This window comes from Moraxella sp. K127, assembly GCF_015223095.1.
In the GTDB taxonomy this organism is placed as follows: domain Bacteria; phylum Pseudomonadota; class Gammaproteobacteria; order Pseudomonadales; family Moraxellaceae; genus Moraxella.
This window is the reverse complement of record NZ_JADFBZ010000013.1, coordinates 1-19863: the sequence shown is the minus strand read 5'-3', so window position 1 is coordinate 19863 and position 19863 is coordinate 1. Positions and strand designations below refer to the sequence as shown.

General features: G+C 45.0%; 21 protein-coding genes and 1 tRNA gene. 14 read left to right on the top strand and 8 right to left on the bottom strand.

The features are described 5' to 3' along the window. Nucleotides 1-184 precede the first annotated feature (184 nt). Both ubiE and IM753_RS04270 read left to right on the top strand, forming a co-directional pair. The gene (gene ubiE / locus IM753_RS04275; RefSeq protein ID WP_065255493.1) at nt 185-1078 is read left to right on the top strand and encodes a bifunctional demethylmenaquinone methyltransferase/2-methoxy-6-polyprenyl-1,4-benzoquinol methylase UbiE; all 894 of its coding nucleotides are present in this window, start codon (nt 185-187) and stop codon (nt 1076-1078) included. A 204-nt stretch (nt 1079-1282) separates the two neighbouring features. Next, complete coding sequence (locus tag IM753_RS04270) at nt 1283-2914, top strand: AarF/ABC1/UbiB kinase family protein (RefSeq protein ID WP_065255494.1); 1632 nt, start codon at nt 1283-1285, stop codon at nt 2912-2914. A 70-nt stretch (nt 2915-2984) separates the two neighbouring features. On the opposite strand, the gene IM753_RS04265 is transcribed toward IM753_RS04270, so the two are convergent. Continuing rightward, nucleotides 2985-3272: a YeaC family protein gene (locus IM753_RS04265; protein WP_065255495.1), complete on the bottom strand. Its 288-nt coding sequence runs from the start codon at nt 3270-3272 to the stop codon at nt 2985-2987. A gap of 427 nt (nt 3273-3699) precedes the next feature. Here IM753_RS04265 and IM753_RS04260 point away from each other — a divergent pair, with 427 nt between their 5' ends. Both IM753_RS04260 and IM753_RS04255 read left to right on the top strand, forming a co-directional pair. Then, nucleotides 3700-4008, top strand: a complete 309-nt coding sequence (locus IM753_RS04260) for a hypothetical protein (RefSeq protein WP_194108752.1) — start codon at nt 3700-3702, stop codon at nt 4006-4008. A gap of 134 nt (nt 4009-4142) precedes the next feature. Continuing rightward, nucleotides 4143-5462: a hypothetical protein gene (locus tag IM753_RS04255; RefSeq protein WP_194108751.1), complete on the top strand. Its 1320-nt coding sequence runs from the start codon at nt 4143-4145 to the stop codon at nt 5460-5462. Nucleotides 5463-5502: 40 nt separating this feature from the next. Here the strand turns inward: IM753_RS04255 and IM753_RS04250 are convergent, their stop codons facing one another. From IM753_RS04250 to IM753_RS04240, 3 genes are read right to left on the bottom strand one after another with little or no spacing between them, the layout of a single operon-like run. Then, nucleotides 5503-6438, bottom strand: a complete 936-nt coding sequence (locus tag IM753_RS04250) for a bestrophin family protein (protein ID WP_065255498.1) — start codon at nt 6436-6438, stop codon at nt 5503-5505. Further along, nucleotides 6435-7232 carry a polyphenol oxidase family protein gene (locus IM753_RS04245; protein WP_065255499.1) on the bottom strand — a complete coding sequence of 266 codons (798 nt, stop codon included), beginning with the start codon at nt 7230-7232 and terminating at the stop codon, nt 6435-6437. Before IM753_RS04245 ends, IM753_RS04250 begins: the two co-directional genes overlap by 4 nt. 24 nt (nt 7233-7256) lie before the next feature. Then, nucleotides 7257-8327: an RluA family pseudouridine synthase gene (locus tag IM753_RS04240; RefSeq protein ID WP_194108750.1), complete on the bottom strand. Its 1071-nt coding sequence runs from the start codon at nt 8325-8327 to the stop codon at nt 7257-7259. 150 nt (nt 8328-8477) lie between these two features. On the opposite strand from IM753_RS04240, the gene IM753_RS04235 reads away from it, so the two are divergent. The 9 genes from IM753_RS04235 to purB all read left to right on the top strand — a co-directional run bounded on the left by IM753_RS04235 (nt 8478) and on the right by purB (nt 17062). Next, nucleotides 8478-9539 (top strand): outer membrane protein assembly factor BamD, encoded by a 1062-nt coding sequence (locus IM753_RS04235; RefSeq protein WP_062500242.1) that lies wholly within the window; start codon nt 8478-8480, stop codon nt 9537-9539. Nucleotides 9540-9646: 107 nt separating this feature from the next. Then, a complete protein-coding gene (locus IM753_RS04230; protein ID WP_065255501.1) occupies nt 9647-9994 on the top strand; it encodes a PilZ domain-containing protein in 348 nt (115 codons plus the stop codon). 111 nt (nt 9995-10105) lie between these two features. Continuing rightward, on the top strand, nt 10106-10621 hold the full coding sequence (locus tag IM753_RS04225; protein WP_065255502.1) for an adenine phosphoribosyltransferase: 516 nt from the start codon (nt 10106-10108) through the stop codon (nt 10619-10621). 49 nt (nt 10622-10670) lie between these two features. Next, nucleotides 10671-11543: a DMT family transporter gene (locus IM753_RS04220; RefSeq protein WP_194108749.1), complete on the top strand. Its 873-nt coding sequence runs from the start codon at nt 10671-10673 to the stop codon at nt 11541-11543. 96 nt (nt 11544-11639) lie between these two features. Beyond that, nucleotides 11640-12278: a DedA family protein gene (locus tag IM753_RS04215; RefSeq protein ID WP_065255547.1), complete on the top strand. Its 639-nt coding sequence runs from the start codon at nt 11640-11642 to the stop codon at nt 12276-12278. Between the two features lie 16 nt (nt 12279-12294). Then, nucleotides 12295-13002 (top strand): Smr/MutS family protein, encoded by a 708-nt coding sequence (locus IM753_RS04210; RefSeq protein WP_065255503.1) that lies wholly within the window; start codon nt 12295-12297, stop codon nt 13000-13002. Nucleotides 13003-13333: 331 nt separating this feature from the next. After that, entirely contained in the window at nt 13334-14338 is a 1005-nt protein-coding gene (locus IM753_RS04205; protein WP_194108748.1) for a hypothetical protein, read from the top strand. Between the two features lie 109 nt (nt 14339-14447). Next, on the top strand, nt 14448-15578 hold the full coding sequence (locus IM753_RS04200) for a L,D-transpeptidase (protein WP_194108747.1): 1131 nt from the start codon (nt 14448-14450) through the stop codon (nt 15576-15578). 86 nt (nt 15579-15664) lie between these two features. Further along, nucleotides 15665-17062, top strand: a complete 1398-nt coding sequence (gene purB, locus IM753_RS04195) for an adenylosuccinate lyase (RefSeq protein ID WP_194108746.1) — start codon at nt 15665-15667, stop codon at nt 17060-17062. Nucleotides 17063-17198: 136 nt separating this feature from the next. Here purB and purN read toward each other — a convergent pair whose 3' ends face one another. The 4 genes from purN to purM all read right to left on the bottom strand — a co-directional run bounded on the left by purN (nt 17199) and on the right by purM (nt 19628). Beyond that, nucleotides 17199-17840, bottom strand: coding sequence for a phosphoribosylglycinamide formyltransferase (purN, locus tag IM753_RS04190; protein ID WP_194108745.1), 642 nt, complete (start codon nt 17838-17840; stop codon nt 17199-17201). Between the two features lies 1 nt (nt 17841). After that, nucleotides 17842-18231: a type II toxin-antitoxin system VapC family toxin gene (locus IM753_RS04185; protein WP_194108744.1), complete on the bottom strand. Its 390-nt coding sequence runs from the start codon at nt 18229-18231 to the stop codon at nt 17842-17844. 6 nt (nt 18232-18237) lie between these two features. After that, nucleotides 18238-18507: a hypothetical protein gene (locus IM753_RS04180; protein ID WP_194108743.1), complete on the bottom strand. Its 270-nt coding sequence runs from the start codon at nt 18505-18507 to the stop codon at nt 18238-18240. Nucleotides 18508-18584: 77 nt separating this feature from the next. After that, nucleotides 18585-19628: a phosphoribosylformylglycinamidine cyclo-ligase gene (gene purM, locus IM753_RS04175; protein ID WP_194108742.1), complete on the bottom strand. Its 1044-nt coding sequence runs from the start codon at nt 19626-19628 to the stop codon at nt 18585-18587. 151 nt (nt 19629-19779) lie between these two features. On the opposite strand from purM, the gene IM753_RS04170 reads away from it, so the two are divergent. Then, nucleotides 19780-19856: transfer RNA gene (locus IM753_RS04170), tRNA-Ile, on the top strand. Nucleotides 19857-19863 lie beyond the last annotated feature (7 nt).

Genomic DNA, 19863 nt, shown 5'->3' with positions numbered 1-19863 from the left:
GGGCGAACACAACACCCAAAAATCAATACTTTATCACAGGGTAAATGTAATTTTCCCCTACAAGTCCACCCAAAGACATGGTAAATTAACAATACCGAATTCTTTTAATTTTCCCAAAACACGCCCATTCTTGCCCAAATTAGCGTATAATAAGGGCGTGTTTTTAAAATTTGGAAAAATAGCCATGACCGACAACGACTTTACCAATCCCAACATCCTACCCACAGGTAAGCCCCAAGGACAATCCGCCATGCAAACCCCTGCCAATGGCGAGCAAGTCCAAGCCAACAGCCAAACTGATGACAATTTGGACAACCGCTATTCTGAAAACATTGGCGAGACCACCCATTTTGGCTACCAAACCGTCAATGCTCGTGAAAAAGAAGCCAAAGTCGGACAAGTGTTTACATCGGTTGCCACCAAATACGACATCATGAACGACTTGATGAGCTTTGGCATTCACAGGCTTTGGAAGCGTTTTGCCATTAAGATGAGTGGCGTGCGTGCAGGGCAGCACGTCCTTGACATCGCAGGCGGTACGGGCGACTTGGCAAAAGTGTTCAGTAAAGAAGTCGGTCGCTCGGGACGTGTGGTCTTATCCGACATCAACGAAGCCATGCTGGAAGTGGGTCGCACACGCCTTATCAATGCAGGGTGCAACAACGTGGATTTTGTGCTTGCCAATGCCGAAACCTTAGAACCCTTCGCTGATAACTCGTTTGACCTAGTTACCATTAGCTTTGGACTGCGTAACGTTACCGACAAACAAAAAGCCCTAGAAGCCATGTGGCGTGTGCTAAAACCAGGTGGGCGACTGCTCGTGCTAGAATTTAGCAAACCTGTGTTTGAGCCACTATCAAAGGCGTATGATTTGTACTCTTTTACCGCCCTACCACTCATGGGTAAAGTGGTCGCAGGCGACAGCGAAAGCTATCAATATCTGGCGGAGAGTATCCGTATGCACCCAGACCAAGCCACCCTAAAAGCCATGATGGAGCAAGCAGGGTTTGTTAATTGTGATTATCACAACCTAACGGGCGGTATCGTGGCGGTACATCGTGGCTTTAAGGCTCGTTGATTGTTTATATTCATTTAACTTCAAATATACTCGGGGCATGGAAAGCACGCCCCTACAAAAGCATTTTTAAAATTATGGGTAAATTGATTTACCCCTACAATCCATTTAAAATAAAGATTTTAAATACCTGCCAAAAGGTAAATTTTACCCATTTACCTTTTGTCTTTTTAAAACTCCTTTTATCAAACCCCATTTTACCTAACCATGCTCATCTCTTATAAAAACCGCCTGTTTGACCTATATCGCATTTGTGCCAAATACCGCCTTGACACCCATTTTGCGGACGTGCCAGAGCTTGTCCCCTTGGCACGGCTTATCAAAATGCACCCTGCAAGCATTGGCAAATCGCATAACCCGCTAGGAGTCAAGCTCGCCCTAGAAGAGATGGGAACGCTCTTTTTAAAGCTCGGGCAACTGCTCTCCACCCGCTCTGACCTACTGCCCCCCGACATCATCGCCCAATTATCGCTACTACAAGACAAAGTTGCCCCGTTTGACGTTGAAGTTTTAAAACATGAAATAGAACACCCCAAAACAGGGCTGGGTAAGCCAATTGGTGAGATATTTAGCCGATTTGATGACAAGCCACTCGCCGCCGCCAGTATCGCCCAAGTGCATACCGCTTGCTTGCCTGACGGTCGGGAAGTGGTCGTTAAAGTCGTCCGCCCCGACATTCGCCCTGTTATTATCAAGGATTTTGAGCTACTTCGGGAGCTTGCGGGCTTCCTATCGGCTCGCATGGAGTCGGCTCGGGCGGTGCATATCGTGAGTATCGTGGAAGACTACCGTCAAATCATGCTAAACGAGCTTGATTTGACCTTGGAGTCCGCCAACGCCACTCGCATGAGAAACAATTTCACAAACTCGCCACTCATCTACGTCCCCGAAGTCTATATGGCAAACAAGTCCGTCATGGTCTCGGAGCGGATTTTTGGCGTGCCGATTTCACAGACAGATGAATTTGACGCATTGGGCTATGACCGTGCCGTCCTTGCCAAAAATGGCTTGACGATATTTTTTACCCAAGTGTTTCGGGATAACTTTTTTCATGCCGACATGCACCCCGGTAACATCTTTGTGGAGACCATGCCAGACGGTCAAGCAGTGGCAAATCCACGCTATCTAGGGCTAGATTGTGCGATTATGGGGCAACTTGCCCCCGATGACCAGCTCGTTGTCGCTCGTATGCTCCTATCGGTCATGAATGGCAACTACACCACGCTGGTGGACATCATCAGTCACGCAGGTTGGATACCACCGTCCGCCGACAAACACGCACTCATCGCCGACATGGCTCGCACGGTAAGCCCCATGGTGTCTAAGCCCATGAGTGAGCTTGATTTTGCAGGGATATTGTTTGAGATTTTAAACATCGCTCGCCGTCATCAGATGAGTATACCGCCACAGCTTATGCTCCTCCTAAAAACGCTCGTCCATGTGGAAGGGCTTGGGCGTGAGCTATACCCTGACCTTGATATTTGGTCGCTTGCCAAGCCGATTTTGACTGATTGGGTAAAATCACAGCTTGACCCCACACGTTTTTTGAATGATTTTTATGACAAATTGCCCGAACATCTACTGTCCGCCACTGACCTGCCTAAACTTGCCACCCAAAGCATTCAATCGCTTGCCACGCTTGGTGGACGACAGGACAAACAACTAAGAGAAATCCAAGCCCTACGAGCCGACTTTTTAAACCAAAAACGCCATGATTGGATAGCCTTGGGTGGATTTTTGACCTTTATCGCCATTGGGCTGACCGTGCCGATTTGGTGGGTGGGCGTGGTGTTTCATGTGCTGGCGTTGGGGTTTGTGGTGTGGCGGATTTTAGCCTAATAGCCGAATTTTAGACTTAAAAAACTTTGGACATGAAAAAGGCGACATGACTCGCCTTTTTGCTTTTTAATCACTTAAACTTCACAGGTCGCTCAGCATTGGGATAATGATGTTCATGTTCCACATCACAGTCCTCGCCCACGGTATTGCCTTTGTCATCTTTGGGCTTTTCAATATAGCCCGTGCGTTCTTCTACGGGCAAATACTCATGCTCCCACACCATGACCGCTTGCATACAGGTTTGGCGTTGTTCGTCTGTTAGGCGAACGCCGTTATCCCATTTGCCAATCTCAATGGCGGTGCGGAATTTAGCGACGATTTCGGGGGTTAGGCTGTTTAGGATGTCTTGTTTGTTCATGTTTGACCTTTTAATTTATTATTTGACAATGATTGTTGATTTTAAGATGCGCTTAGGGCATGTTGAACATTGATAATATTTTATAAAATAAGATGAAAATTTGACAATTTCAATCAATTTTTGCATGAAAATAGCTATCCGACCACTTAACTGTGCGATTTTAAGATTTTTACTTAATTTTAAAATTAAGTGGTCGGATTGTTTTTCATAATAAAAACTTGTCCGACAGAAAACTTACAGCCTTTGTTTTTTCCTTGAAAAACGTGCGATTTTTCTCATTTTTCATTGTAAACACCAAAGGCAGGCACGCCCTAGCACTTTCCATCTGTTTTTGTGAACACTTGAAGCATATTTTATAAAATAATGGTTAATTTTTATAAAATATATGTTACAATAAGTTTGTTTTGTTAGTAAAGGAAACAGTTTCATGCAAGATATTTACAATTTAGACATAAATGTCGTCAATCAGTTAGCAGGCATCGACCCCGTTCTAAACCCCGACTGGCAAGAGATTTTAGATGGCATTATACCACAGCTCGACGAAGAGTCGCAAACGGTCGTTGCAAGCACTGTTTTAGCCCCTAAAGGTATCATTTATAGCAAGACCACAGGGAAGTATTTCGCCAAAAAACCTGCCACGCTTGCCCAGACTTTACAATCACTTCCTTTGCAAAATAAACAGCTCATCAAAGCTGCCCAAATCTTGCAGGACGTTTATCAGACTGCCCCCCCCTGATAACGAAACTCAATCCTATGATGTGCACTTACTTATCGACGAATTAGAAGCTGCCCTAACCTAATCTTGATAAAGTTCCAATCAGTCCCGATAGGAATGAACATAAACAACGTACTGCCATCAGAACCGCCTTTTTGTATGAATTTTCTGATTGGCTTGACACCATCAAACTGGAAATGCCCAAAAGTGTACGCCAAATCAATGAACGCATTTTTAAGATTTTTACCAAAGAAGTCTTTATTAAATCACTCATTCAAGGAATTAAATCACTCATTCAAGGACGAGATTTTCGCTACCTAGAAGCGGTGGATTTGGATCTGTATGGCGTTACCCATTTTCCAGCATTTATCCAAAAAGAAGCCAGCAACCGCAAATTGCTCATCGTTGAGACTAAGCACATTTGGTTTATCGTATCTCCGTCCGAAACCTTGGGCAGTAACCCATTCTCACTAAGACGATTTTTAGCCGAAGATATCACAGGTGGGTTTGCTTATTTTAATGGCTTAGCGCTTACCAAATCCTTATGTGACAAACCAGAAGTGCAAGAAGTCATGCTAAAATTTGTCAATCGTATTTTTAGCCTTGACCGCAACATCTCTGATGAACTCAAAAAATATGCCATTCACATTCGAAAAATGGTCAAAGAGCAATTCACTCCCATCTTACTGGATAGTAAATTTACCGCAGACGGTAGTAGTGCGGAAAAAACCATTGCCAGACGGATTATTAAATTTGAAGAACTACTGACCAGTTCAGTATTACGACAACTGCCTACCATGATTAGCATTGCCAAAAATTCTGAATTTGACCAAGAATTTTTGTTTCATCGTTTAAATGGCTTTTTTAATGAACTACTCATTTTGATTAAGAATTTTAGAATGCACCCACTGGCTCGCCACGCCTTTGTCGCCCAGCATTTGCAGTTGCGTGTATTAGCACTTGATGTGTTAATACAAAAAAACAGGGGGGCGATTTTTGACCCCACCATTAGCACCGAAGAGCTAAGAGAAAAGCTCGGTGAAGCAATGAACGACATTCGTGAGAGTTACGAAGAAGGGCTTAACAACATGGCGGAGATAGAAGAGCTTATCGCCAATACCAAAGCTTACGATGACAAAAAAGCCTCCGGTGGATTTTTTGCCAAATTAGGCTTTGGCAAACCCAAATACACAATGGAAGAACTAAGAGAGGCGAAACAAGAGCTAAATGAAGAGTTTTTTGTAGAAATTGTACGCCTTGCCAAAAAACATAAACAAGCAATTGTGTATGTGGAATACGAAACCGACTTTGAGATTAATGAGGATTATCGCCACTATGCCATCGCTAACGAAAGTTATGGCTTGGCACGCCTGCCCTATATCATCGCCCTACCAGAAGACCGTGAGACGTTCTCATTAGAGGCACTAAAAGACGATGTATACTGGGAAATTTTTGACCAAATTTATAACGTATAAAGCACCAACAAGGGCGAACGTGATGTTTGCCCTTTTCTTTTCACAAAAAATTAAACCGCCCATCATCACCCATCGCCTGTGGCAAATCATCCGTTGCCACGCCCATGAGTGCCAAGGTCTCACGCTCTATCAGCCGTGTAATCGTATCTAGGGGCAAATCATTTTGTGCCACGCCAAACGGCTCTTCCAACTGACTGCTTAGCTCGTCCAGCCCCAAAAACATGTAGGCAAGCAGTCCCACCAAAAACGGCGTCCAAATCCCCAGTACCGACTCAATGCCAAACGGCAACATCCAACAAAAACAAAACACCGCCCGATGCAGCAGCACCGAATACACCAGTGGCAAGGGCGTGCTACTGATACGGTCGCACCCTGCCTGAATGTTACCCATTTCGATGATGTGGCGTTGGATACTGGTGTAGATGATGTCACTGATTTGTCCTGATTTGACGGCATGGATAAGGCGGTGTTGCATTCGCTCTAACACCACCTGCGGAGCGTTGATGTGCTGACGAATGAGCGTATTTAGCTCATCTTTGTCTTTATCATCAATGCCCAGATAATCGGCAAATCTCTCTACGGGCAGTTTTTGATGACGTAGGCGGTCTCTAAATAAATTGACAAAAATCAGCATATCCACCAGCACCGCCCGTCTGTCGTCCGCATTCAAAAAATGCGTATCCCTACTAAAATGACGAGTATTAGCAATGAGCGAACCCCACAGTTTACGCCCTTCCCACCACCTGTCATAGCAAGCATTATTCCTAAATCCCAAAAAGATAGATAGCACCACGCCAAACACCGTAAAACCGACCGCAGGGACGTTTTTGACGGTGTAGAGCTGATAATGCGACAAGCCCCACGCTATCATAGACACCGCCATGAGCAGGATTATCATCGGTAGCACTTTGGGCAGTATCGTGCCATGCCACATGAACAGCAGTTTTAGGCTGTTGTGTTTATCACGGACTATCATAACTTAACAATCACAGTCGCCATACGTCCTGTGGCGGACTTTTTGGCATGGGTTTGCTGGCGGTATGAGTAGTATTTTGGGTTAGCATAACTGCACGGAACAGTATCGTTTATGACCGTGATGTCTAAATGGGACAGTTGTAATTTGGTTAATTTTACAATATCAATCAAGCACTTATCATCGTCTTTATCCGTGATAATCTGTTGATATAACTCATCAAATGTCAATGCCACTAGGTTTTTATCACTCACTTGGCTGATGATGTCATGAGCTAAGGTTTTGTTAATCTCATAATTATCATGGCTGATACACGCCCCGATGACGGCTTTGATGTTGTTTTTATCATGAAAATTCTCATAAGTATTTTTAATGATACCTTTGGTGAGCCCTTGCCAACCTGCATGAATACAGGCGATTTGGCCATTCTCATTATCTGCACAATCATCATTAAAAAGAGCAATCGGCACGCAGTCGGCGGTCATGATAGACAGTGCCACGCCTGCCTTATCAGTGATGAGTGCGTCTGCGTCTTGGGGGACTATGGCGGATTTGGCGTGTGCCACGATGTCGCTGTGGATTTGGTTTAACCAGTGGATTTGGCTCACGTTATCATTTGTAAGTCCGTTTAACCTATCTAACAACGCCATGCGGTTGGTAAGAACTTGCTCGCTGTCATCGCCAACGTGTAACCCCATGTTAAACGAGCCATATAAATCATTGCCCCATTTGTCAAACTCGCCTGCGTGGGTCTGGACGATAAGCACATGGTCATTTTGGTATAATATATCAAACATGATAATCCTGTTAATTTTATAAAATTATTCTTGCAAAATCCCAATCATCACCGCCATATCAGACGGCATATCACGGCTAAATACCAACGCCTTGCCCGTGGTCGGGTGGATAAAGCCGAGCTTATGGGCGTGCAAGGCTTGACGGGGAAAATCTATCACCGCTTGGCGAGTGGCAGGAGCAAGACCCGATTTTGGCAGTCCGCCATAAACCTTATCGCCAAGCAAGGCATGACCGATATGGGACAGGTGTACACGGATTTGGTGGGTACGCCCCGTCTCCAAGCGAACATGGAGCAAGCTATAATGCGTACCCAGTGGCGTGGCGGATATGATGTGCGTGGTGGCAGGTTTACCGCCGTCCGTTACCGTCATCTTGGTGCGATGAATGCGGTGTCGCCCTATCGGTGCGTCTATCGTGGCATGGCGTAAGATGTCGCTTGGCACACCTGTGGCGATACATTGGTATTCCCGATAGACCGATTTGTCTTTTAGTTGTTCGGTCAAATCAAGCTGGGCGGATTTGGTGCGAGCGACAATGAGTAGCCCCGATGTGTCCTTATCAATGCGATGAACCAGCCCTGCCCGTGGCAGGTGGGCGTTATCAGGATAATGATATAGCAAGGCATTGACGAGCGTGCCTGTGCGATTGCCCGCCCCAGGGTGGACGACCAGACCGACAGGCTTATTTATCACAATCACGTCATCATCGGCATAGACCACGTCAAGGGGGATATTTTCGGGCAAATCTTCGCTGTGATTGTCAAGCGTGGCGGATAGGGTCAAAACATCGCCCAGTTTGACACGGTATTTGCTTTTTTGGGGCGTGTCATTGACAAGCAAGCTCTCATCATCAATAAAGCCCTGTATCTGCACTCGGGAAAAGCCGTCAAACACGTCTGTGGCGATTTTGTCTAGGCGTGTGCCGATGTCGGATTCGCCCACGATGTAGCTTTGGGTGAGCGGATTTGGCGAGTCTGTCTCGGCAAATTCATCATCATTATCATTTAAACTGGATAAATTGGGCAAATCAGCTAAGTCATCATTACTGGCGGTCTGACTAAAAGAATGTAAAGAATGTAAAGAATGTTCTGTCATGGCGATATTTAAATTGCTTTTTTAAAATTACTTTGAAAATAAGCCATTTTAGCATTTTTTGTTAAAAATAGCCGATTTTATTTTGGTGTTGTTCATTCTTAAAATTTTGTGGTAAACTATTTCAAATTTTTATTGTGATTTGGACAAAAAATGAACAAAACCGCCAAACTTACCCTGACCGCCATCATGACATCCGCCGTGCTACTTTCTGGTTGCTCCACCCTAAAAGGCATTGGCAAAAAAGACAGTGAAGTTGTACAAAGTGCCGAGCAGTCCGAGATTGGTTATTATCAAACCGCCCAAAACGCCCTAGATAGAAACCGCTATAACGAAGCGATGAGTGCGTTAAATAGCTTACGCACGTTTTATCCGACAGGACAGTATGCCGAGCAGGCGTTGCTGGATTTGATTTATGCTCAATATCGTGCCAACGACTTTGAAGCGGTAACCAAAAGCACTGCCGAATTTATCCGCTCCTACCCAACCAGTCGCCATGTCGATTATGCCCTATATGTCCAAGGCGTAACCAACATGGGCGGTGCTCCTAAGTCGTCTCGCCTATTTAATCTTGACCAATCCCAACGTGATGTATCCTACCTACGTTTGGCATTTCAAGATTTCTCCAATCTCATCAAGCACTTCCCAAACAGTGCCTACGCTCCTGACGCCGCCCAGCGTATGAGAGCGATTTATAATGACTTTGCCGAGCATGAACTGGTCGCCGCTCGTTGGTATGTCAAGCGTGATGCCCATGTTGCCGCCGCCAACCGTGCCAAATGGGTGTTTCAGTACTTCCCCCAATCAACAGGCGTGCCAGAAGCCATCGCCATCTTAGCACACAGCAATGAGCAGTTGGGACTGACTGACACCGCCAACCAATACAAGACCCTACTCCAAATCAACTACCCCCAATACCTTGGGGCAAATGGACAGGTCAATATCGGCAAAAGCCAATCTTTTACCAAAAAAGCCTTATCATCGGTGAGTTTTGGTAGATTTGGGCGTGCCAAAGATACCCCCACCTATCAAGGCGGTCAGTATGATGGTGCGACACGCACACAAATCATCACTTCCGCCCAAGCTCTTGCTCTGCCTGAGACCACAACCGAAGTAACCGCTCCACCAACAGCCGACACACGCAACGCCCGTCACATCGGCTTGGGTCTGCCCGCTGACGAAGCCGAAGCGGGCAACATCAACCAAACCCCCTAATATCATCGCATTTGACAGCCAAAAACCTACCTTTTGGCGGTCAGTTTTGCCAAATCATGGTGTTGATGATAAAATTGGTTTTATTTTTTTGATTTTTAGGAAAAGCTATGGCAATGCCTATTCGTGGCGGTATCTTAACTTGTAATATCGCCGACACCCAAACCCTATACAGCAGTTATCTCTCTTTTGTCACTCATGGCGGTATTTTTGTGCCGAGTGCCAGAAAGCACAACCTTGGCGAAGACGTGTTTGTGGCATTTACCCTACCCGGCTCTACCGAGCGTTACCCACTCAACGGCAAAATCGTGTGGATTAATGAAAAAGGCACACCCAGTAAGCCTGCTGGTTTTGGCATGCAGTTTGGCACCGACCCCAACAGCCTAAAACTCAAAAACGAAATCGAGCGACTGCTTGCCGGTGAGGTTGAGGCGACTAGACCCACTTATACCATGTAAGTGTTGTAGGCAAGATTGTTAATTACACGATTATTTGTTATAATTATAGGGCACGGATTTTTATTCGTGCTTTTTTATGGCAAATTTTAAGATAATTTTTAAAGAAAACTTATGAAGCACTCACACCCTTTTTGGCAAATCATTCGCACCGTTCCCAATTTCCCCAAAGCGGACATTGATTTTTATGACATCACGCCCCTGCTGTGGCATGTTGATGAACTCATTAACGAGCTTTTAAACGCCCTGCCCGATGGCATGATTGATGAAGTGGAATGCTTTGCCACCACCGAAGCACGGGGTTTTGTCATCGGCAGTCTGCTATCAGGACGTACTGGCAAACCACTCTTACTCATTCGTAAAGCTGGCAAACTACCACCCCCAGTCCATCGCCAAAGCTATGACCTAGAATACGGCACCGACACCCTAGAAATCAAAGCGGATGCCCCCAAATCCAAGGTACTACTGGTTGATGACGTGCTTGCTACCGGCGGAACGTTAAAGGCGAGCAAACTTCTGTGCGAGCAAGCAGGGCATGACGTGCTTGGGGCATTGGTACTGCTTGATTTGCCAAATTTACATGGCGATATCGGCATGGATACTTATGCGGTCATGGCTGACACAGACTGATGGCGACAAAAAAGAAGGGCACACCCCAATCATTTTAAACACAGCCATCATGTCAAACCCCACCCCCACCAACCCCAATCAAGGCTCGTTCTTTGGCTCTTTTTATATGGTACTGGCGTGCCTGTCATTTGCCATTATGCTGATTTGTATCAAATTTGCAGGGCAAAAGTTTGCCATGCACACCTATGAGCTGACCTTTTGGCGAGTGCTGTTTTCACTGATTGTGCTTGGTGGGTTCTCGTGGATTAAGGGGAGAGATTTTCGCACGGCTTATCCCAAGGAGCATTTTTGGCGGTCGCTGGCAGGTTCGGTTGCCCTGCTCATGAATTTTTATGTGGTGCTACATCTGCCCCTTGCCACCGCCAGCACCCTACAAAATACATCTGCTCTATTTTTGGGTTTGTTATCCATTGTTATTTTAAAACAAAAACCCACGCTCATTAACTGGCTATCGCTTGCTTTGGGCTTTGTTGGCGTGCTTATTTTGCTAAGACCGAGTGGTGGGGGCGACACCTTTGCCATGCTCGTGGGACTGGGCAGTGGGGCAATTAGCGGTTATGCGTATTTGCAAGTGCGTGAGCTGTCCTTGCTTGGCGAACCTGCGTGGCGGATTGTGTTTTATTTTTCGTTATTATCCACGCTGACATCGGGCGTTTTGGCGTGGTATTTTGGCTTTACGCCTGTGAGTTTGGCAAGTTTGCCTTATATTGTTGGCATTGGCGTTACCGCTCTTTTGGGGCAATTACTTATGACTTATGCATATCAAGTCGGACAAAAATTTGTCGTGGCAACCTTGTCCTATCTTGGCGTGGTATTTGCCATTGTCTTTGGGGCGGTGCTGTTTGGCGAACGGTTGGACGCATTAAGCCTTGTTGGCATTGGCGTGATTGTGGCAAGTGGGATTTTGGGGGCGAAGAAGTAATTTCACACAAAATTCACACAAAACCTGCCAACTACCCACCAAAGTTTGTTATAATTTGCACCCATTTATCACAACTTGACCGCCATGGACATTATTCTGCAACTTTTTGATTTTATTTTACATATTGATGAGCATTTAGCCGTATTTTTGGCGGATTATGGCTTGTGGATTTATGGCATTTTGTTTTTGATTATCTTTGTCGAGACAGGCTTGGTGGTCATGCCATTTTTACCAGGGGATAGTTTGTTGTTTGCGGTGGGGGCGTTGGCGGCATTTACAGGCGAGCTAAACCCCGCCCTGCTTATCGCTCTGTTGTTTGTGGCGGCAGTGCTTGGCGATACGCTCAACTATCATATCGGTAAATACATCGGCCCAAAGGTTTTTGAGAAAAATTACCGCTTTATCAACAAAGAATATCTGTTCAAAACCCAAGCCTTTTTTGAAAAGCACGGCGGAAAAACCGTGATTTTTGCCCGCTTTTTGCCCTTTGCTCGCACTTTTGCCCCATTTGTGGCAGGGGCAGGGAGCATGAATTATAAGCGGTTTATCAGTTATAATGTCATTGGCGGATTTTTGTGGATTGCATCTTTTATTCTACTCGGCTATTTTTTTGGCAATCAACCCGTCATCAAGGATAATTTTACTTATGTGATTTTTGGGATTATCGGGTTTAGCGTGTTGCCGATTGTTATTACGTTTATTAAGCAAAAATTAAACCAAAAAGCCACCAATTAACTAACAAGGTATCATCATGACTACATTTAAAGACTTACTCTCCAAAGACGCCCAAACCCAGCTCAAAGAAATGGGCGGTAAATCATCCACCAAACCCGAGACCGACAGCAACGGCAAACCCACCAGTGCCAATGTCATGGGCAAAAAAGAAGTCGCCCAGCACGTCAAACGCTTTGGCAGTGAACTCATCGATGACGACAAAGTCCTGTTCATGCAAGCGATGAGCGGTGTCCGCCCCCTAAAACACGAAAAGTCGGTCAATCACACCCAAAAAACCAACCCCAAAGACCCCACTGCCCTATTTCGCCGTGCCAATGCCGAAGGGACTGATGAGCTCACCCAAGCCAGTTTATCCGACATGCAAGCCCTGCTAAACCCTGTGGCGGGCGAAGCATTTTTGAGTTACAAACACCCCACCCTGCAAAACAAAGTCTTTGAACAGCTAAGACAAGGCAAACTGCGTTGGTATGATGCGGTGGATTTGCACGGATCAAGCATTGATGAAGCCAGAGATGCCGTCCAAACCATCATCGCCAATGCGGTCAAACATGGCGAAACCGTGGTCAAAATCGTCCACGGCAAAGGCACAGATGCCATCATCAAAACCTGTGTGAATGGCTGGTTACGCCAAATCCCTGATGTCTTAGCGTTTGTTTCCGCCCCTGCCAATGATGGCGGTAATGGAGCGGTGTTGGTGCTGATTAAGAAAAAGAAAATAGGCTAAATTCTAGGGTGTGCCTGCCGTTGGTATTTGCAATGAAAAATACCTGTTTAAAAAAGCAGGGGGAACGCACGTTTTTCAAGAAAAAACAAAGGTTGTGAGTTTTCTATCAAGCAAGTTTTTATTATGAAAAACAATCCGAACACTTAACTGGGTAAATTTAAGAATTTTACTTAACTTTTTAAATTAAGTAGTCGGATAGCCATTTTTTCACATAAAAATAGATTTAAAATTATAAAGTTTTTATAAAATTTTAATAAATGTTATCAATGTTTAACACGCCCTAGTAATAATATGATATGATTTGGATAAATTTTGACAGCTTGGTGTCTTTATGTTACCCATCATCTCTCGCCCCACTTTGTGCTTGCTGACCTGTCTTGCCCTGCCTGCCTTTGCTCATGTCAATGACACCATGACATCAGACACGGACAGCCCCAACCTAGAACCTGAAAACAACACATGGCTTGATGACACCCGAGACGACACCAAAGGTTGGCTCAATCGCACCGCACGACACATGGACAGCTGGTTTGGTGAGACCAACCCTGACGAACCCGCTCGTGCGTCCATCCGTGTAATGCTTGACACGCATTATAATGAATATGATGGCACGACCGTCAAACCCCGTATTCGTGGACGCATCAAACTACCAACACTTGAAAATCGCCTAAGCGTGATGATTGGTGATGATGATTTGGACTTAGAACAAGGGGGCGGTATCTATAATGATGGACGTGCCGTGACTTATGGCGACAGCACCTTTGACCGCCGTCAAAGTCGTGAAGACAACACATCGCTCGCTCTGCGTTGGTCAAAGTTCCAAGACGACATCGGCATAGAGACGGATGCTGACATCGGCCTGCGGTCTAGTGATTTATATCTAAAACTGCGAGCCGAGAAAAAATGGGAGCTTGACCACCGCATTAACGCCCGCTTTGAACAGATGTATCGCTACGGCACCAAGAGCGAGCATTATGCCCTATCCACGCTTGAATTTAGCCAACCCCAGTCCAAGCACCGCACGCTCGTCAATCGCACGCACCTATCCTACGCCCACAAAGACACCGAAGAGACCGCATGGAGCAACAGCCTGTACCAACAGCACTACCTAGACGGCAAGCACGGCACACGGGCGTTTAGCTATGGCATTTATACAGGGGGCGATGTCGTGGACAAGAAGTTTGAACTTGACATTTATGGTCCTTATGTCAGCTATCGCCAACCTGTATGGCGAAAATGGCTGTTTGTGCAGACGGACATCAGTTATTATAATGACAAAAACCAAGACCGTGATCATCATTTGGGGGTGTTTAACCGCCTAGAAATGGTGTTTTAGGCGGATTGGCGACACAAAATTTACAACAACCCTACTTGTCCACCCTTGTCATTTGTGCCATTTTCACGCATAATAAGCGGTGTTTTTTGTTTATAAAATGAGATTTGCCATGTTTTATTTTAAAAAGTCCTGTTCTAAAAAACTCACCACATTAGCACTGTCCATGCTTGCCATCTGTGGCACGACTGCCTTTGCCCAGCTTGATGTTCAAGTCAGTCAATCGGGGGCAAAAAACACCTTTGACCCCACGTTACTGACCACTGACGACAGCGACACTGCCAGTCAGATTGACACCAAAAAAACCAGTAGCGACACCGCCACCATCAAAAGCCTTGAAAAGTCAGGCAAACGCTACACCAAAGTGGATTTATCCGAATATGCCAAGACCGTAAACGAATCCACATGGTCGCCCAACATGAAAGTCAATAGTGCCATGACGGTCAAGATTCAGGCACTGCTAGACCAACACCATGCGTCCGTTGGGGCGATTGATGGCGGTTGGGGCAATAACAGCAAAAACGCCCTTGCCAACTTCCAACGCATGAAAAACCTACCCGCCACTGGCAAGATGAACCAAGAAACATGGGACGCTCTAAGCGTGGGGGCGGATGACGTACTGGTCAGCTACACCATCACCAAAGACGACATCACCAAATTTGGCAAATTACCAAGCAGTGTCGAAGCCCGCTCCAAACTTAGCGACCTAGGCTATGAGAGCATTCAAGAAAAACTTGCCGAACGCTTTCACATGCGTATTGACTACCTGACCAAAATCAACCCCAACAAAAAATTCATGGCAGGTGAGAGCATTACCGTGGTCAATACCAAAGATGCTTTTGAAGATGGTTTTGACAAAATTATCGCCAATACCACCACAAACACCGTTACCGCCTATCAAGGTGGTATGCTCATGGCAAGTTACCCTGCCACAATTGGCAGCAGCAAAAAATCTGCCGAACAAGGCACATACACCCTAAACAGCAAGGTGAAAATGCCCCATTATCGTGCCACCGTTACCAAAGATGACACCAAACAGACCTTCATCCTGCCTCCCGGTGCCAACAGCCCTGTTGGTGTGGTGTGGATGAGTCTGGATAAAGCAGGTTATGGCATTCATGGCGTGAGTAATCCTGAGATACTCGGACAGCCTACCCCGATTGGCTCTATCGGTTTGTCCAACTGGGACGTGTTAGAGCTGTATGCCAACGTCCAAGAGGGCGTAACGGTTGAGATTAAATGACATCATTCATGTGTGATTTATAGGCTTTTACCACCAAATCCAAACCCCACCAAACCCATTCATTTTCACCATTAAAGGAAAACTCCATGTCCAAGCCGTCTTTTTCTGCCTTGACCGCCCTATCTCCCCTTGACGGTCGTTATGCGTCCAAATGCGATGCTCTGCGTCCATATCTGTCCGAATTTGGGCTCATTCACGCCCGTGTTACCGTTGAGATTCGCTGGTTGCAAGCTTTGGCAAAGCACCCTGATATTGGTGAAATCATGCCATTTAGCAAAGAGACCGATGACAAACTAGATGCCATAATTAGCAATTTTAGCGAAAAGGATGCCTTACGAATCAAAGAGATAGAACGCACCACCAACCATGATGTCAAGGCAGTAGAGTACTTTTTAAAAGAGAAAATTTGCGACATTGATGAGCTAAAAAATGCAGGTGAGTTCATCCACTTTGCTTGCACCTCCGAGGACATTAACAATTTATCACACGCTCTCATGCTAAAATCAGGTCGTGATGTTCTAATAATATCCATGCAAACCATCATCGATGAGATTGCCAAACTTGCCGATAACCATGCCAGCACGCCCATGCTCTCTCGCACACATGGACAAACCGCAAGTCCTACCACGCTTGGCAAAGAGATGGCAAATGTCGCTTATCGCTTGCATCGCCAATTAAAGCAGTTTAAAAATGTAGAACTTCTTGGCAAAATCAACGGTGCTGTTGGTAACTACAACGCCCATTTGTCTGCTTATCCAACCCTTGACTGGATAAAGCATTCACAAAATTTTGTAGAGAGTTTGGATTTGACCTTCAACCCTTATACCACGCAGATTGAACCACATGACTATATGGCGGAGCTTTTTGACGCATTACGCCGTTTTAACACGATTTTGATTGACTTTAACCGTGATGTGTGGGGCTATATCTCGCTGGGTTATTTTAAGCAAAAGCTCAAAGATGGCGAAGTAGGCTCATCAACCATGCCTCACAAGGTAAATCCCATTGATTTTGAAAATTCAGAAGGCAACCTTGGTCTGGCAAATGCGGTATTGTCTCATCTTGGTGAAAAACTGCCCATCTCACGCTGGCAACGAGATTTGACCGATTCAACCGTTCTTCGCAACATGGGCGTAGGCTTTGCCCAAAGCCTTATTGCTTTTGAAGCATGTTTAAAAGGCATTGGCAAACTACAAATCAACGAACAACGCCTAAGCGATGACCTAGATCACGCCCAAGAAGTGCTGGCTGAACCCATTCAGACTGTGATGAGACGCTACAATATTGAAAAACCATACGAAAAATTAAAAGCCCTCACTCGTGGTCAGATGATGACTCGTGAGATGATGACAGACTTTGTAAACAGCGATGAACTGTCTGCTGTTCCTGCCAATACACGTGAACGCCTGACCGAACTAACCCCTGCCACCTATATTGGTAATGCTGATAAGCAGGCGAAAGTGTTGAAGGATTATTTAAAATAATCTTTTGTTTTGACAAAACAGATAGGCATGATATGATTTTATCATGCCCATTTTTATCAGAACACGTCCATTTATATTGTTTATCATAACAATCAAGGTCATCGTCATAAATGCCAGCCTAATTATTGGTCTCGGTTTACTGCCCCCAAAAGCGATAAGCATCGCCCACATTCTCCACATCTATCACGCCATGGGCGATAAAATCTATCGTGCGTGGTAGGAGCATATGTTCTAGGGCATGAACTCTGTTTTGTAGCGTAGCAGGCGTGTCATTGGCGTGGACATCTAGCACCGCTTGGCTAAGCAGTTGTCCTGCATCAAGCTCTGCTGTTACCAAATGTACCGAACAGCCATGATACCGCTCGCCTGATTGTAACACTCGTGCGTGCGTGTCCAACCCTTTATAACTGGGAAGTAAAGACGGATGCAAATTTATCATGGAGGCATTTAATCCATCTTTTACACCATTAATAAATAGTGGCGTTAAGATTTTCATAAACCCTGCCAGTACCACCAAATCCACACCCAACGGCTTTAATACATGAAGGGCAAGCTGTTCAAATTGGGCTCGTTTGTAGGTTTTACCCTGTTCGTTTTTATCAATGACAAAGGTAGCAATATTGGCATTTTTGGCACGGACTAAGGCATAAGCATCCGCCTTGTTGCTGATGACAGCGACTATCTTGATGGGCAACTTACCCGATTGCATATGCTCAATTAAAACTTGTAAGTTTGAGCCATTGCCAGAGACTAGGACGGCGATTTTTAATGTTCTCATATTAGCTAATACATTCAATGGGATATTTCATAATTTCACTATCCACCGTCAATACCGTTAAATGCTCGCACATGGCTTGGCTGATAATCATACGGTCAAAGGGGTCTTTATGATGAAATTCAAGGGTTTGTAGGTTTAGAATATGCGTTTGGGTAATTGGCAGGATTTCATAATAATGATATTTTTTGATTTCTTTAATTAACTCATCAAGCGTTCTTGGTAAAAACAATTTACCCAATTGATATTTTATTTGCATCTCCCAAAATGTTGCCATGCTGATATAAAATACATCACTGGGATTTTGAAGTAAACTGGCAATATGCTTGGGCAATTTCTCAGGATAACAACCTGCCCAAATAAAAATATGCGTATCCAACAGATATTTATTCATCACCATTCACTTATATAAAATATCGTCATCTGGAAACCAAAAGTCATCGCCCAAATAATCATCAAAATCATCACTCATTACCATACCGTCCTTAAAAAACCCCAAACGCTTTTTAGCAATTTCTTGACGGCTCAATAGCATTTCTTGCTTATCTATTTTAACGATTTTATTTTGTAAAAATTCCAACAAAAAAGAATAGTCATCTGCTTTTAGATTTTCCAAAGCAGGTAATATCGCTTGCACTTTTGGCGATAATGCTGTGTTAGAAGTTTGCATAAAGTATCCTTTTTAAATTGGGTTTATCTTTAAGCAATAAACCCAATTTACCAATCATTTAAAAATAAATTTAACCTTTAAATATAAACCACCGCTTTATCAGTACGCTCTACAATTTGCCCAATTTGCCAAGCACGCTCACCTTGTGCATTCAAGAATGCCAAAGTTTCATCTTTTTTGTCATCAGAGACAACAATCACAAAACCTACGCCACAATTAAAGGTACGCACCATCTCACTTTGGGTGATGTTGCCTGCTTGTTGTAGCCAGTTAAAAACGGCAGGAAACTCCCAAGTGGCGAGATTAATCTCGGCAGATAAATCATCGGGCAACACACGGGGTAAGTTTTCAGTCAGACCGCCACCTGTGATGTGTGCCATGGCGTGAATGTTTGCATTGCCAAGCTGTTTTTGCAGGGCATGTACCGACTTGACATAAATGCAAGTGGGTTTCATCAGAGCATCCGCCAAAGTCTCGCCATCGCCCAGCGTGTGAGTACTAATGTCCACACCCGACACATCAATCACTTTTCGCACCAGTGAATAACCGTTAGAATGCACGCCAGAGCTTGCCAGAGCAATCAGCACATCACCTTTTTGGACGTTTGCCCCTGTGATGACTTCATCTTCTTCAACCACACCCACACAAAAGCCTGCCAGGTCATAATCTTCGTCTTGATACATACCAGGCATTTCGGCGGTCTCACCACCGATTAAAGCACAATTTGACAGTTTACAACCATCGCCAATACCCTTAATGACCATCTCGGCAACATCCACATCAAGTTTACCTGTGGCATAATAATCCAAGAAAAATAATGGCTCAGCACCGCACACAAGTAAATCATTGACACACATTGCCACAAGGTCTTGACCGATGGTTTCATGGCGATTTAGGTCTAAGGCGAGCTTTAATTTGGTGCCAACACCGTCCGTGCCAGAGACAAGTAAGGGTGATTTGTAACCTTGTGGGATACGGCACAACGCCCCAAACCCACCAAGACCGCCCACCACTTCGGGGCGTGTCGTGGCTTTGGCGACAGATTTGATGCGTTGGACAAGGGCTTCACCTGCGTCAATATCCACGCCTGCGTCTTTGTAGCTTAGAGAACGAGAAGTCATGAGGGTTCCTATTGAGTCAAAATAAATTGTCTTATTATAGCAAAAATTGGGGCAGATGATAGCCTTTCGGGCGATATTTGTGATTTTTATAAAAATGTAAAAAAGCACTTTACTAAACGTACTTTATCAAGTATAATCATCGCTGTTTTTCGGGCCTATAGCTCAGTTGGTTAGAGCAGAGGACTCATAATCCTTTGGTCGCAGGTTCAAGTCCTGCTGGGCCTACCATATTAAA

Excerpts from the sequence above, each read along its gene's own strand:
- ubiE (WP_065255493.1), top strand. The coding sequence starts at position 185 with ATGACCGACAACGACTTTACCAATCCCAACATCCTACCCACAGGTAAG.
- IM753_RS04270 (WP_065255494.1), top strand. The coding sequence starts at position 1,283 with ATGCTCATCTCTTATAAAAACCGCCTGTTTGACCTATATCGCATTTGT.
- IM753_RS04265 (WP_065255495.1), bottom strand. The coding sequence starts at position 3,272 with ATGAACAAACAAGACATCCTAAACAGCCTAACCCCCGAAATCGTCGCT.
- IM753_RS04260 (WP_194108752.1), top strand. The coding sequence starts at position 3,700 with ATGCAAGATATTTACAATTTAGACATAAATGTCGTCAATCAGTTAGCA.
- IM753_RS04250 (WP_065255498.1), bottom strand. The coding sequence starts at position 6,438 with ATGATAGTCCGTGATAAACACAACAGCCTAAAACTGCTGTTCATGTGG.
- IM753_RS04245 (WP_065255499.1), bottom strand. The coding sequence starts at position 7,232 with ATGTTTGATATATTATACCAAAATGACCATGTGCTTATCGTCCAGACC.
- IM753_RS04240 (WP_194108750.1), bottom strand. The coding sequence starts at position 8,327 with ATGACAGAACATTCTTTACATTCTTTACATTCTTTTAGTCAGACCGCC.
- IM753_RS04235 (WP_062500242.1), top strand. The coding sequence starts at position 8,478 with ATGAACAAAACCGCCAAACTTACCCTGACCGCCATCATGACATCCGCC.
- IM753_RS04230 (WP_065255501.1), top strand. The coding sequence starts at position 9,647 with ATGGCAATGCCTATTCGTGGCGGTATCTTAACTTGTAATATCGCCGAC.
- IM753_RS04225 (WP_065255502.1), top strand. The coding sequence starts at position 10,106 with ATGAAGCACTCACACCCTTTTTGGCAAATCATTCGCACCGTTCCCAAT.
- IM753_RS04220 (WP_194108749.1), top strand. The coding sequence starts at position 10,671 with ATGTCAAACCCCACCCCCACCAACCCCAATCAAGGCTCGTTCTTTGGC.
- IM753_RS04210 (WP_065255503.1), top strand. The coding sequence starts at position 12,295 with ATGACTACATTTAAAGACTTACTCTCCAAAGACGCCCAAACCCAGCTC.
- IM753_RS04205 (WP_194108748.1), top strand. The coding sequence starts at position 13,334 with ATGTTACCCATCATCTCTCGCCCCACTTTGTGCTTGCTGACCTGTCTT.
- IM753_RS04200 (WP_194108747.1), top strand. The coding sequence starts at position 14,448 with ATGTTTTATTTTAAAAAGTCCTGTTCTAAAAAACTCACCACATTAGCA.
- purB (WP_194108746.1), top strand. The coding sequence starts at position 15,665 with ATGTCCAAGCCGTCTTTTTCTGCCTTGACCGCCCTATCTCCCCTTGAC.
- purN (WP_194108745.1), bottom strand. The coding sequence starts at position 17,840 with ATGAGAACATTAAAAATCGCCGTCCTAGTCTCTGGCAATGGCTCAAAC.
- IM753_RS04185 (WP_194108744.1), bottom strand. The coding sequence starts at position 18,231 with ATGAATAAATATCTGTTGGATACGCATATTTTTATTTGGGCAGGTTGT.
- IM753_RS04180 (WP_194108743.1), bottom strand. The coding sequence starts at position 18,507 with ATGCAAACTTCTAACACAGCATTATCGCCAAAAGTGCAAGCGATATTA.
- purM (WP_194108742.1), bottom strand. The coding sequence starts at position 19,628 with ATGACTTCTCGTTCTCTAAGCTACAAAGACGCAGGCGTGGATATTGAC.